This window comes from Stenotrophomonas acidaminiphila, assembly GCF_001431595.1.
Lineage (GTDB): Bacteria > Pseudomonadota > Gammaproteobacteria > Xanthomonadales > Xanthomonadaceae > Stenotrophomonas > Stenotrophomonas acidaminiphila.
The window spans coordinates 1-13,199 of the sequence record NZ_LDJO01000046.1 but is presented as its reverse complement, the minus strand read 5'-3'; the positions used below and the strand labels follow the sequence as shown (position 1 = coordinate 13,199).

The window sequence follows — 13,199 nt, the reverse complement described above, 5'->3', positions numbered from 1 at the left end:
CGCTGGATCGTACCGGCCACGAAGCCCGGCTCGTCCGGCGCCTGCAGACGGGCACAGGCCATTTCCAGCTCGGCCAGTGTGTCCTCGGCCTGGCGTCGTGCTTCGCCCGGGAAGAAGTCGATCGCGGCGATCGACTCGAAGGCCTTGCGCAACTTGCGCGTGCGCTTCAATGCCTCTGACGGCGTGGTGTCGGACAGGCTTTCGCGGAGCTGCGTGGCGTCGGCCAGCAGCTCGGTGTAGTCCCGGCTGCGGTCGAACAAGGCCTGATACGGCGCCTCATCCGTGGTCTGTGCGATCAGCAAGTGAGCCACGCCACCGCCGCCGGTCACATCGGCGGCCACCGCTTCGAGCACGGCACGGCGCTCTGCCGCGGCTGGCAGCACGTAAACGCCGTCCCGCAGGGCGGCGGCCCCCGCCGCCTTGACCGAGCGCCAGGCTCGCTGGCGCACCGTGGCATTCTCGGTAGGCAGGGAAAGAATCAGGACAAGCCAGTTCATTGGTACAGTATCCTACATGAATGATGTAACAGCTACGTTAAAGCTGGGCGGAGCGGGCCTGTGCGTCGTCGGCGGAGGTCACCGATGACCCTAGAGCGCTACCTGGAGGCCGCCACCCGGGAGAACACCCAGCGCAGTTATGCCTCCGCGCTGCGGCATTTCGAGGTCGAATGGGGCGGGCATTTGCCGGCGACGCCGGACAGCGTGGCCCGTTACCTGGCCGACTATGCGGGCCAGTTGACCACCAACACGTTGCGGCACCGGCTTGCGGCCCTGGCGGGCTGGCACCACGAACACGGCTTCGTCGATCCGACACGAGCACCGCTCGTTCGCAAGGTGCTCAAGGGCATTCAGACCCTGCACCCCTCGGTCGAGAAACAGGCCGAACCATTGCAACTGATCCGATTGGCACAGGTGGACGACTGGCTTGCGGGCGCGATCACGGCAGCACAGGAACCCGGAAGCCGACCGGACGAATTGCGCCATCGGCGCGATCGAGCCTTGGTCCTGCTCGGCTTCTGGCGCGGCTTCCGCGGCGACGAGCTGATCCGGGTGCGGGTCGAGCACCTGCGCCTGGTGCCGGGTGAAGGCATGACCTGTTTTCTGCCGCGCAGCAAGGGCGACCGACAGGCGCAGGGCAACACGTACAAGGTGCCGGCCCTGTCGCGGCTGTGCCCGGTGACAGCCACGTGGGAGTGGATCGACGCCGCCGGGCTGACCGAGGGGCCGCTGTTTCGCGGCATCGACAGGTGGGGTCACGTGGGGGAGGAAGCACTGCACCCCAACAGCCTGATCCCGCTGCTGCGCCGGCTGCTGACATGCGCTGGACTGCCGGATGCCGAGGACTACAGCAGCCACTCGCTGCGCCGCGGCTTCGCCGGCTGGGCCAATGCCAACGGCTGGGACGTGAAGGCGCTGATGGAATACGTCGGCTGGCGCGACGTGCACTCGGCGATGCGTTACATCGACGGTGGCGATCCGTTTGCGCGCCAGCGGATCGAAGCGAGCTTGCCGGAAACGCCAGCGCTGCCCGGGCCTGCAGCTAACTGAGGGAAGTGTATGGCGTCGATTGAACGGACCGCATACCCGCAATTCAAGCGCAACCCCGTTGTACGCGAACTGGTTGCAGCCTACACACCAACCGATGCCGAGCTGGCCTTCGTTGGTGAGAACACCCGGCAGCCTGCGCACCGCCTGACGTTGACGATCCTGCTCAAGACCTTCCAGCGACTGGGGTATTTTCCCGCGCTGGATGAGGTGCCTCCGGCAGTGGTCCGCCATATCCGCGGCGCGTTGAAGCTGAGGGTACAGATCAAGCCGGCGGGCCTCGCCAACGCCTCGCGCTATCGCTACTACCGTCGGATTCGCCAGTTCCTGCAGGTTCGGGCCTACAGCGACGGCGGCCTGAAGATCGCGGCGCGGGCGGTATACGAAGCCGCCGCGGTGATGGACAACCCGGCCGATCTGATCAACGTCGCCATCGAACAACTTGTGCGCGATCGTGTTGAGCTGCCGGCCTTCTCCACCCTGGATCGCCTGACGCGACGCATCCGCACGCTGGTCAACGGTCGGTATTTCGCCCAGATCGAGGCTCGGCTGACCGTTGACGAAAAGCAGCGCCTTGAAGGCCTCCTGCAGGTTGAAGAGGGGCGCCAGAAGAGCCCGCTGCACGCGATCAAGCGCCTGCCCAAGCGCTCGTCGCTGCAGCATTTCCAGGAACTGATCGACCACATCGCCGAACTGGGCGAGTTGGTGGGCAGCGAATTGCACCTCGCGGGTATTCCGGAAATCAAGCGCAAGCACTTCGCCGCCGAGGCGCGGGTGCTGGATGCGTCCGAACTGCGCAAATTCCGGCCCGCCAAGCGCTACGCCGTGCTGGTGTGCCTGATCCACAGGGCCCGTGTCCAGACCCGTGATGATCTTGCGGAGATGTTCATCAAGCGCATGAGCAACATCCACAAGCGCGGGCGCGAGGAATTGGAGAGGATGCGGGCGCGTTACCGTGAGAAAACCGAAGCGATCGTGGCGACGATGTCGGACGTGGCTCGCGTCCTTGACCATCATCCTAGCGATACCGAGGCGGGTCGGGAAATCCGCCGCCTGGTCAACGCCCACGGTGGCGTGCAGACCCTGCAAGCCGACTGCAGCGCCATTGCCGCACATAGTGGCGACAATCACTTGCCGCTGCTGTGGCCGTTCTACAAGAGCCAGCGGGCCACCATCCTGCGGATGGTGCGCATGCTGGACCTGGCCTCGACCACGGAAGACCGCTCGCTCATCGACGCGATCGAGCTGATCCTGATGCAGGAGAGGGCCCGCGGTGACTGGCTGGATGAGCCCGTCGATCTGGCGTTCACCACCCAGCTCTGGCGCAAGACCATCGTCCATCGCACCGAGCAGGGCGAGGAGCGCATCCACCGGCGCCTGTTCGAGGTCTGCGTGTTCTCGTCGCTGGCCAACGAGCTGAAGTCCGGCGATGTGGCCGTACGCGGATCAGAAACCTACGCCGATTACCGCGAGCAACTGCTGCCGTGGGAGCAATGCGAGCAGATGTTGGAGGACTACTGCGGCCAAGTCGGCCTGCCGGCAACGGCCGTGGGTTTCGTTAATGCGCTGCAATCACGCCTGATGCAGGTCGCCGAGCTGACCGACCAGGGCTATCTGGAGAACGGCCAGGTGATTATCGGCGAGGACGGCATCCCGGTGCTCAAGCGCAGCAAGGCCAAGGAGATGAGCAGCGGGGCACGCGCCCTGGAAACCGCGATCCTGGAACACCTGCGCGAACGCAGCGTCATCGAGATCCTATGCGATGTAGCGCATTGGACGCGCTGGACCCGACACTTCGGACCGCTGTCCGGTTCGGACGCCAAGATCGAACAGCCGACCGAGCGCTACGTCCTCACCGCCTTCACCTACGGCTGCAATCTCGGACCGGCCCAGGCTGCCCGGCACCTGCGCGGCGCCGTTTCGGCGCACATGCTGTCGTTCGTCAACCGCCGGCACGTCGACGCCAACAAGCTGGCGGCGGCTTGTCGCGACATCATCAATAGCTACGCCGGCCTGCAGCTCCCCAAATTCTGGGGCGATGGCAAGAGCGCGGCCGCCGACGGCACCAAGTACGACCTCTACGATCAGAATCTGCTTGCCTCGTACCACATCCGCTATGGCGGCTACGGCGGCATCGCCTACCACCACGTGTCCGATCGTGCAGCACCGCCAAGGTGCAAATATCGCCGGTGGGTGTGGGGACGACCTCGAGCGCACCAAACCAAAGTCAGCTCTGTGGGACGGTTGCAACCGGGCCTGACAGCGTGAGGCCGACCATCTCCCCTTCGCAGGGCGCGTCCGCAGTATTGACGGATGCGTGGACGACGGTACCGTCGTCCAGGCGCATGATGCAAAGGCAGTTAGCACCGCGGAACTGCCGCTCGATCACGCAGCCCCGCAAAGTAGCCCCGGGCAAAATCCTAACGTTCTCGGGCCGGACGAGCAGATCGACGTTGACGCCTGCACGCGCGGTTCCGTCACGTACGGCAACGTCTCCCAGAATGCATTGCACGCGACCGCTCCCAGCACCGACGCCGGTAAGCACCACACCTTCGCCGACGAAGGCAGCGACGAACCTGGTGGCCGGACGCTGATACAAACCGGTCGCAGTATCCCATTGGTGCAGCCGGCCTTCGCCGACGAGTCCAATTACGTCCGCCATGGCGAACGCTTCGGCCTGCGAGTGGGTCACTAGCAGCGAGCTGGTCTGCGTGTCCTTCAACACGGTGCGGACATCGCGCGCCAGTCGGCTCCGCAGTTCAGGATCAAGGCTCGCGAACGGCTCGTCAAACAGCACCATCCGTGGCGCCGGTGCCAGCGCCCGCGCCAGGGCCACGCGTTGTTGCTGGCCACCGGACAACTGATGCGGATACCGCTGCGCATGATCCGCGAGCCCGACGAGCAAAAGCATCTCGATGGCGCGTGCTTTGGCCGCTTCAGGTTGACGGCCAAACAGACCAAGCCTCACATTCTCGAGTGCGGTCAAATGCGGCAGCAGTGCGTGGTCCTGAAATACCATCCCGATTCGACGTTGCTCGGGAGGCAAGTGAATGCCGCGCCCGGAGAGCAGGTCGCTATCAGCCCTGATTTCCCCGCGAAATAACGGCTCGAAACCTGCCACTGCACGCAGTAGCGTCGTCTTGCCACTACCCGAGGGACCCAGCAAGCACCCAATCTGACCGCCCTCCAGGACAAACGACACGTCCGACAACACAGCGCAGCCGGCGTAGCCCACGGTTGTACTGGACAGCTCAAGACGCATGCTGACTCCGCCGGCTCAGCAGCATCACGGGCACGACACCCACCGCGACGATCGCGATCGAAGGCAGCGCCGCGCGCGCCCACTCGCCTTCGCTAGTCAACTCGAACACGCGCGTGGCAAGCGTGTCCCATCCGAACGGGCGCATCATCAGTGTGATCGGCATTTCCTTCATTACATCGACGAATACCAGTAACGCGGCCGTCGCGAAGCTGCCGCGCAGCAACGGCCATTTCACTCGCCTGAGCAGACGGATCCCGTTCAAGCCTAGGCTACGGCTCGCATCCACGAGGCTGGGACGAACTCGAAGCAGGCCGCCGGCGACCGGCGCGTGCGCGACCGCGAGGAACCGGATGCCATAGGCGACGAGCAGCAGCGCGAGCCCGCCCTGCAGCATCGGGTCGAGCCCAGTCGCATTCGCGAGCCACGTCGACGAACGCGCGACTGGCACGTAGAGACCGATGGCGAGTAGCGCGCCGGGCAGCCCATAGCCGAGCGTTGCGAGTCGCGTGACCGTCGCGCTGGCAAGGCCAGGCCGCGTGCGCGCCGCCATCGCCACGACGAACGCAGCGGCGGTTGTGAGCAGCGCTGCCGCCGCCGCGAGCACGACCGCATTGAGCGCCGCCTCAACGTAGCGCGAGTCGAGCTCGGCAAGATGGTGCCATGCATTCCACAGTAACCGGCCGGCCGGAAGTGCAAGCGCAACGCCGGCCACGAGCCCGCACAGCGCAGTGGCGAGCCAGCGCGTCCGGCCGAGCGGGATCGACTGCGTATTCGGATGCCCGACACTCGCGAACGATTTCCGCCGCCTCGTAAGCGCCTCGAAACCTACCAGCACGAGCACGAACACGAGCATCGCCGCGGCGATCTGCAGTGCCGTGTCGGGCGAGAACAGCGCGAACCAAGCCTTGTAGATCGCGGTGGTGAACGTGTCATAGTTGAACGCGACGACCGTACCGAAATCCGCGAGCACCTCCATGAGCACGAGCAGCGTGCCGCCGGCGATCCACGGGAGTGCGAGTGGCAGGCTCGTGGCGCGGAACGCGCGCCATGGCGACATTCCGAGCGAGCGCGCGACCTCGAGCGCACGCATGCCCTGGCTCGCGAACGCCTCGCGCGCGACGAGGTAGACGTATGGATATAGCGCGAGCGTTAGCACGAGGATGAGCCCGCCGCGCGAGCGGATCGGCGGCGGCTCGGGCGCGTCGATCAAGCGCAGCCAGCCGGCGATGGGGCCAGCGTAGTCGAACAGATCGATGTAGACGGTCGCGAGCACGTATCCGGGAAGCGCGAGTGGCAGCACAAGCAGCCACGCGAACACACGCCGCCCCGGGAACTCGCATAGCGCTACGAGGGCAGCGAGCGCCGTGCCTAGCGCCGCTGTCGCGATCCCGACTCCGGCGAGCAGCCACAGCGTGTTCGCGCCGACGCGCGGCAGCTCGTACGCAAGCAGATGCCCGATCGTTGCGGGGTCGGGCCGCGCGAGCGCAGCCACTGCCGACAGCAGCGGCACCAGCGCCGGCAGCGCGAGGACGATGGCAAGCCACAGCCACGGTGCCCGACTCGGGCCGGGCACCGTGGACCACTTCGAGCCTGCGCTCGGGTCAGCGGTAGCCGGCACGGTCCATCAACTTGACCGCCTCCGCCTGCAGGCGCCCGGCCTCGGATACGTTGATCACGTCAGCCTTGAAATCGCCCCAGCCCTCGACGAGCGACGCGGCGTCTATCTTCGGGTTCGCCGGGTATTCCATGTTTTCGTTAGCGTACAGCGCCTGCGCCTTGTCCGACGAGAGCCACTCTATGAAGGCACGCGCCCCCTCGACGTTATCCGAATGCGCGGTCACGCCGGCGCCGGAGACATTGACGTGCACGCCGCGGCCGTCCTGGTTGGGCCAGAACGGCTGCACTGGCAGCTCCGGGTTGTCGCGCTTCTGCCGGCCGAGGTAATAGGTATTCACGACGCCGATCGCGCAGCGGCCGGCGGCAATTGCCTCAATGACCGCAACATCGTTCGCGAACGGTGGGGCCGCGAGATTGGCGACCCAGCCGCGCACGACCCCCTCCGTGCGCTCAGCGCCCAGCGTCGCAATCATCGTCGCCACCAGGCTCTGGTTGTATTCAGACTTGCTGCTGCGCAGGCACAGCTTGCCGCGCCACTTGGGGTCGGCGAGATCCTCATAGGTCGACAGCGACATGGCCGGCGTGACTTGGGGGTTGTGGACTATCGTGCGTGCGCGCACCGACAGGCCGTACCAGCGGTTGTCCGGATCGCGCAGATGCGAGGGGATGTTCGCCTGCAGCTCGGCAGACTCGGTTGGCTGCAGCAAGCCGAGGTTTGCGGCCTGCCAGAGATTGCCGGCGTCGACGGTGATGAACACGTCTGCCTGCGTGCGGTCGCCCTCGGCGCGCAGGCGCTCCATCAGAGGCGGCGCCTTGTCGGTCAGGTAGGTGATCTTGACGCCGGTCTCTTCGGTGTACCGATCAAACAGCGGCTTGACCAGTTGCTCGTTGCGCGACGTATAGACCACCAGTTCCTGGCTTGAGGCGGGCGCGGGCGCCGGCTGGGAGCCAGTTGCAGATGTGGCGGGCGCGGGCGCAGTTTTCTGCGGGTCGCAGGCGGTTGTCAGGACGAGAAGAGCACTGGCAAGAAGCGTAAGGCGCACGGTAACCTCATATCGTTCAGCGAAGCATCCATGGTACCAGACTCGTGGGCTCTGGCCCCCCTCAACTCATCAGCCGGCATGACGCGCACAGCGCGCTACCGCAAGGGTCAAGCCCGTCCGGGCAACGGCCAGTATCCTGGATTGTGGCGGCGGTGGCCCATCCGACTAGACACTGAGCGCGGCAACGGCCACGCCCGATGGCTTGAGAAAGTGCCTGCGGCCCACAAGGTCGCGTGGTTCAAGTCCGCTCACGCACTCCAACGGCATGCGCGGGCATCGGAATGCAGCTATGAACGAAAGCACGTTATTGCGACAGTTAGCGATGCGTCTAGCTGTGGGCAAACGCAGCCCACGGCCCCGTTATGGCAAGGGTCTTGCCGGGACTGAATACGTTGACGAACAGTGTGCGGCCATCGGGCGAGAAACAAGCTCCGGCCAGCTCGGTCTGAACCTTCAACTTGGCGAAAGTGTAGATCTCGCCCGCAGGCGTGATGCCGCGCAGGTGATTGACGGCTGTGTCGGTGTACTGGTCTTCGCAAATGATGAGGTGGCCGTTGGGCGCAACGGTCAGGTTGTCGCCGAAGTCGAGATCGGCGGCGTTCGTCGATTCGACGAAACTCTGCAGTTGTCCCGGCTCGCTCCGCTCTTCGGGCTGCCCCTCGAACCGCGAGGGCCGGTAGCGCATGATCTGCCCCAGTCGTGCTGTGCCGCCGGAGGTGCAGCAGAAATAGAACTCGCCGTACCCGAAATGGATGCCTTCGCCGCGTGCGAACAGCAGTGCGCCATGAGCATGCCCGCGCCAGCGCAGGTCGTCGCCGGGACTTTCCACCCCGTCAAGATCAATCCAGCGTGTCGCCTGCCAGTTTCCTTGCGACAAGCCGATGCCGTTCCAGTTGCGACTGTCGATCAGCCCCGACTCGACCAAGGCGAGCGCCTGCAAGCGACCGCCGCGGCTCAAGTCGTCCTTCTCATTGGGAAGGAAGCGATACAGCAGACTGTCATCACGGTCTTCGGTCAAGTAGACGATGCCAGTGCGCGGATCCACTGTCACTGCTTCGTGATTGAACCGACCCATGGCAGTAAGCGGGACAGGTGTCGCCAGCCTGCGTGCGGCGGCGGGTACCTCGAACACCCAGCCATGGTCGCGACTGACACCTTCGCCGGCGCGGGTCACGTCCTCTTCGCAGCTCAACCAGCTTCCCCAAGGCGTCGCGCCGCCCGCGCAGTTGCGAATAGTGCCGACCAAACTTAGGTGTTGTGCCTCCACTTTGCCGGACATCAGATCGTAGGTCAGGCTCGTCGTGCCGCCCGGCAGCACCTCACCCCGGGTGGTCCGGTCGTAGGCCGAAACTTTGGCATGGCCATCTCCGAACACCGGCCCGGCCGCTTGTTGGTCCGCTTTCAATTCGTGATTGCGCACCAGCACGACACGACGCTCGTCCAGCGGAAAGCAGCCCATCCCATCAAAGTTGTCGGGCAGCACGAAGCCGTCGTCCATCCGCTCGCCAAACGAAGCGATCACGCGGTAGCGAAAACCGGCCGGCAGGTCGAGTAGGCCTTGCGGATCCGATACGAGGCGGCCATAGGCGGGCAACGCGGCACGGGCCTGGCCCTGCTGCGACGGAGAACAGGCACCGAGTAAGCCGGCAAAGGCGGACCCGGTAAGTGCCTGGAGGAATCGGCGACGTTCGAGACGCATGCATGCACCCAAGATGGCGACCGTCCATGCTAGCAAGGCTCAATGACGGTAAGACTTCTACTGGGCCTGACGCGAGGCGGTCACACGCAAGTTTGCTGGCTTCATCCGGCGAGTTCGTCGGTTAGGGCTCGATCATGATGATGCCGCGCCTTTAGTGGGTAGCGGCAGCGCCCGAGGTGCTTTCCTTGCCGCACCTGACAATCCGGGCAAAGGCCGTTGACGTGCAATGTTCCGTCGGCGACCTGAAACCCGATGCGGTGAACAACTTGCTTCACGTGTTGCCAAGCGCGGGGATCGTCTATGACCTGGGTGGTGTCGCAGCCTGTGCAGACCACCAAGATGCCCAGGCGGTCCTCGTGCAGGGCATATGCGACACCGCCATTCACCAAACGATAGCGGGACAGCAGGCCGGCGCGGTGTAGTTCGGCCATGGTCCGGTAGGTTGAACCCCGGCTGCAGACATTGCCCAATGCTTGGAAGACGGCATCGGGTGTCAACACGGTGGCGGCCTGGCTGACTGCCTCCAAGACGCGAACCCGCGCCCGCGAAGGTTTCAGTCCTGCTGCCGCCAGTCGTTCGGCCGCTTCAGTACCGGCTTGCACGCGTCGTCGACGGAGATCGGCTATCGGCATCTGAACTCCCTGCTGGCGCTATTCTACGCCGACAGGCGCCCGTTGCTACGGACGCCCGCCGTTCTTCGCAGGTGGTTAGAACCGCAAGTTCAGGCCCAGGCGAACTGCTCGCGGCGAGGCCGGCAGGAGGTTGGTGTTGCTGTGCGCCGAAGCGAAATATTCCTCGTCGAACAGGTTCTCCACGTTCAGCTGCAAGCGCACGTTCGGGTTGACGCCATAAAAGACCGCCGCGTCGAAACGCGTGAAGCTGGGCAAGGTCACCGCATTGTCCGTGGACACGTACACCTCATCCTGATAGATGGCGCCCAGGCCTACACCCCATTGCGGCGTGAAGTCGTAGCGGTTCCACAGCGAGAAGGAGTTCTTCGGCACCTGGCCCAGCTCGTTGCCATTCTGCGCGCCAGGCGTCTGGACTTCGCTGTCCTGGTAGGCGTAGCCGGCCATCACCTGCCAGGCATCGGTCAGCTGGCCGGCCAAGCCCAGTTCCACGCCTTGCACCCGCTGACCGTCGACCAGCAGCGACTGTGCGGGGTTATTGGGGTCGGTAATGGCGACGTTGGTGCGATCCAGCCGGTAGACCGCGGCGGTGGCCGACAGCCGATCGCTGATGTCCCACTTCAGGCCGATTTCGCGGTTGGTGAACTTCTCCGGATCCAGAGCACGGTTGCTGGCCGTCAACGACGCCAACTGTTCACCGGCGCGGGGCGCGTAGGCGATGGTGTAGCTCGCGTACAGCGAGAGGTCTTCCTGCGGCTTGTAGATCAGGCCGGCCCGCGGCGAGACCAGGTCGTCACTGCTGGACAGCGTGCTGCCGTTGCGATGGTTCAGCAGGTCCGCATCGAAGCGGTCGTAGCGGACGCCCAGAATCGCCTGCCACTGGGGCGAGAACTCGATCTGGTCCTGTACGTAAAGCGCGGCGGTCTTGGCCACGCTATGGTTGTCCGCGTCGCTGGCGCTTTGGCGGAACACCACCGGGCCGGCGTAGATCGTGTTCGGCAGCGTCACCACGTCGGAGGTCGCATTGGTCCCGACGTTGGGGAAGTAACCGGTCTGGCGGAAGTTGTCCGTCTCCTGGCGGTTGAGTTCCATCCCGATCAGGAATGCATGACCGATGCTGCCGGTCTGGGCCGAGAAGGTCAGATCGGTCTGATTCTGCAGGTTCTTGCGCGTGGTCAGGTTGTTGTAGGCGGTGATGGCAACCTGGTTGGTGGTCGCGTTGTAGGCCCCCGGGAAGACGCTCTGGTAGAACTTGTCGTAATCGGCGTAGCGGGTCTGGTTGACGAGCTTGGCGCCGTTGCCGAACGCATGCGTTACCGTCGCCGTCAGGGCATCCACCCGCGCGTAGGCGAAGCTGCTGTCCGGCTGGCCGAAGAAGGTGGAGTCATCGGTGGGCAGCGGCTTGCCCTGGAACGAGGGCACGCCGCGATCCACGGTACGGTCATCCTCGAAATGCTCGTAGCCGAAAGCGAAGGTGGTGGCGTCGTTGGCACGGAAGGTCAGGGTCGGATTCACTGCCCAGCGTTCCACCTGGCCATGATCGCGGTAGCTGTCCGAGTCCTCGTACAGGCCCGTGATACGGAAGGCCGCAGTCTCGCTCAGCGCGTGGTCGACGTCGCCGGTCAAGCGTCGGTTGTCCCAGGAGCCCAGGGTCAGGCTCAATTCCTTGGCTTCCGACCAGTCGGCTTGCTTGGTGACACGGTTGATCAGGCCGCCAGAACCGCCGCGACCGAAAATCATGCCACTGGGTCCCTTGAGCACCTCGACCCGTTCGACGTTGTAGAGGTCGCGGAAGTACTGCACGTCGTCACGCACACCGTTGATGAAGAAGTCGGCGGTGGACGTGTTGCCTCGCAAAATCGGCGCATCACGGTGGCCTTCGCCCTGCGCCATCTGCACGCCGGGCACGTAGCGCACCACATCGGCCATGCTCTGCATCGCCTGGTCTTCAATCAGCCCTTCGGTGATGACCGTGATCGACTGGGGGACATCCCGCAACGGGGTGTCGGTCTTGGTCGCGGTGGACGTGCGTTGGATCTGGTAGGCCTCACGCTCACCCACCACGGTGACCTGGTCCAGGGTCTTGGCATCCTCGGTGGACTCCTGCGCCAAGGCCAGCGGGCTGTAAGCCTGGAGACTGGCTAACAAGGGAAGGCCATAGAGGCCAAGACGGACCGCGCGGGACAGCAATGCCGGACGGACCGGCTTCTGGTGGTGCGACATGCGGAGAACCCCAAATGCAGAAGTTGAGATGCGCCCCCGCGAACGGGAACACGAATGATTTGCGTTTGAGATTGTAGCATTAAACGAAATGCTTGCAAGCCCATTTTTGCCCGTTTCGTACCGCCAGCAGGCGCTCAACGGCGTGATTCGCGCCTGAGACGGGATAACCCACTATTATCCCGCCTGATCATTTTATTCGAGTGGGACGGAGGGAAATTCGGTACGAAATACCGATTTCGAGGTGCGGCTGCACATGGCGCGAGAGCGTGGGACCTCAAGCGGCCCGAGAGAACGCACACGCGTTTCCCCTCGCCTGCAGTTGGACGGCATTGCGGCTTTAGGAGACGGCGGGTTCGCATGGAAGGCGCCCTACTTCTCCGGCGCGGTTATCGTCTCGTGGGCCCCGCACAGGGGCTACCAGGGTTGGCTCGGACTAAGCGGAATGGCGATGACCCCGCGGATAGGCCATGGCTTTTGCGCCGATTGCGGCATTGCTCGAACCCGAAACCGTCACGGGTGGTATCTTCGCTATGTCGCGCGCCAGTTGCGTTCAGTGCATGAACTTCCTGCAGTCGAACCCTCTTGAAGTCGCCACGCGGCCATCCTCTTTCGCGCCTGTTGATCTTCACAGTGGGGAACGAATGCGTGTCACAGTGCCCGAAAAGATTTCAATGCCGTTCTGGAACATCCGGACTTCGTTGCCTCGTCGCTTGACTCCGAAGCACTCGTTCTGGCCGGCGGGACGTACCCATGCGTAGCACAGGCAAGGGCCCTTGACCTTCCATGTGCCATTGAACCTTTCGCCCATATCCACGCCGATGACCGATCCGTCGCGACGGAACTGATTGGTGTAATGCACGCCGTCGCTAAGCTCATGATCGGAGAAAAGTGACTGCAGATCCTTGCCTTGGACAGTACGCCAACCTGCGTCCTCGGCAAGGACGATGCCGGGAAGCATGGAGGCCATGAGCCATCCAGACGCGACGATCACCTTCATTCACCGCCTCCTTTGGAGTGAAGCGACTGCCTCTTCTGGACCGGCCAGCCTTTCGTAGACACTCGGACGCCATAATTGATGGCAATGACCGAGGTGTTTATGGGCAACAGCAAGCAGTACACGGATGAGTTCCGCGCAGAGGCGGTGAAGCAGGTAATCGAGCGCGGCTTTACAGTCGTGGAAGA

General features: G+C 64.2%; 9 protein-coding genes and 2 pseudogenes. 3 read left to right on the top strand and 8 right to left on the bottom strand.

Annotated elements, in window-relative coordinates:
• Positions 1 to 497, bottom strand: a 497-nt coding sequence (locus ABB33_RS13590) for a Chromate resistance protein ChrB (RefSeq protein WP_338108060.1), incomplete at its 3' end; no start/stop codon positions are given.
• 84 nt (positions 498 to 581) lie between these two features.
• On the opposite strand from ABB33_RS13590, the pseudogene ABB33_RS13585 reads away from it, so the two are divergent.
• Positions 582 to 1,538, top strand: a pseudogene (locus ABB33_RS13585) (site-specific integrase); the annotation flags it as partial.
• A gap of 18 nt (positions 1,539 to 1,556) precedes the next feature.
• Positions 1,557 to 3,701 (top strand): annotated as a pseudogene (locus ABB33_RS13580) (Tn3 family transposase); the annotation flags it as partial.
• Positions 3,702 to 3,771: 70 nt separating this feature from the next.
• Here ABB33_RS13580 and ABB33_RS13575 read toward each other — a convergent pair.
• From ABB33_RS13575 to ABB33_RS13545, 7 genes are all read right to left on the bottom strand, one after another.
• Complete coding sequence (locus tag ABB33_RS13575) at positions 3,772 to 4,806, bottom strand: ABC transporter ATP-binding protein (protein WP_056932461.1); 1,035 nt, start codon at positions 4,804 to 4,806, stop codon at positions 3,772 to 3,774.
• A complete protein-coding gene (locus tag ABB33_RS13570; protein WP_211260887.1) occupies positions 4,796 to 6,379 on the bottom strand; it encodes an ABC transporter permease in 1,584 nt (527 codons plus the stop codon). Before ABB33_RS13570 ends, ABB33_RS13575 begins: the two co-directional genes overlap by 11 nt.
• A gap of 28 nt (positions 6,380 to 6,407) precedes the next feature.
• A complete protein-coding gene (locus ABB33_RS13565) occupies positions 6,408 to 7,466 on the bottom strand; it encodes an extracellular solute-binding protein (protein ID WP_082595101.1) in 1,059 nt (352 codons plus the stop codon).
• Between the two features lie 328 nt (positions 7,467 to 7,794).
• On the bottom strand, positions 7,795 to 9,165 hold the full coding sequence (locus ABB33_RS13560) for an alkaline phosphatase PhoX (protein WP_056932460.1): 1,371 nt from the start codon (positions 9,163 to 9,165) through the stop codon (positions 7,795 to 7,797).
• Positions 9,166 to 9,266: 101 nt separating this feature from the next.
• Positions 9,267 to 9,797, bottom strand: coding sequence for a Fur family transcriptional regulator (locus ABB33_RS18255; protein ID WP_082595100.1), 531 nt, complete (start codon positions 9,795 to 9,797; stop codon positions 9,267 to 9,269).
• Positions 9,798 to 9,872: 75 nt separating this feature from the next.
• Positions 9,873 to 12,017, bottom strand: a complete 2,145-nt coding sequence (locus tag ABB33_RS13550; protein ID WP_056932458.1) for a TonB-dependent receptor — start codon at positions 12,015 to 12,017, stop codon at positions 9,873 to 9,875.
• A gap of 625 nt (positions 12,018 to 12,642) precedes the next feature.
• Positions 12,643 to 13,014 (bottom strand): hypothetical protein, encoded by a 372-nt coding sequence (locus tag ABB33_RS13545; protein ID WP_021201848.1) that lies wholly within the window; start codon positions 13,012 to 13,014, stop codon positions 12,643 to 12,645.
• A gap of 99 nt (positions 13,015 to 13,113) precedes the next feature.
• Here ABB33_RS13545 and ABB33_RS19105 point away from each other — a divergent pair.
• On the top strand, positions 13,114 to 13,199 hold an 86-nt coding region (locus ABB33_RS19105), incomplete at its 3' end, for a transposase (RefSeq protein ID WP_248842456.1).

Excerpts from the sequence above, each read along its gene's own strand:
- ABB33_RS13575 (WP_056932461.1), bottom strand. The coding sequence starts at position 4,806 with ATGCGTCTTGAGCTGTCCAGTACAACCGTGGGCTACGCCGGCTGCGCT.
- ABB33_RS13545 (WP_021201848.1), bottom strand. The coding sequence starts at position 13,014 with ATGAAGGTGATCGTCGCGTCTGGATGGCTCATGGCCTCCATGCTTCCC.
- ABB33_RS13560 (WP_056932460.1), bottom strand. The coding sequence starts at position 9,165 with ATGCGTCTCGAACGTCGCCGATTCCTCCAGGCACTTACCGGGTCCGCC.
- ABB33_RS13550 (WP_056932458.1), bottom strand. The coding sequence starts at position 12,017 with ATGTCGCACCACCAGAAGCCGGTCCGTCCGGCATTGCTGTCCCGCGCG.
- ABB33_RS18255 (WP_082595100.1), bottom strand. The coding sequence starts at position 9,797 with ATGCCGATAGCCGATCTCCGTCGACGACGCGTGCAAGCCGGTACTGAA.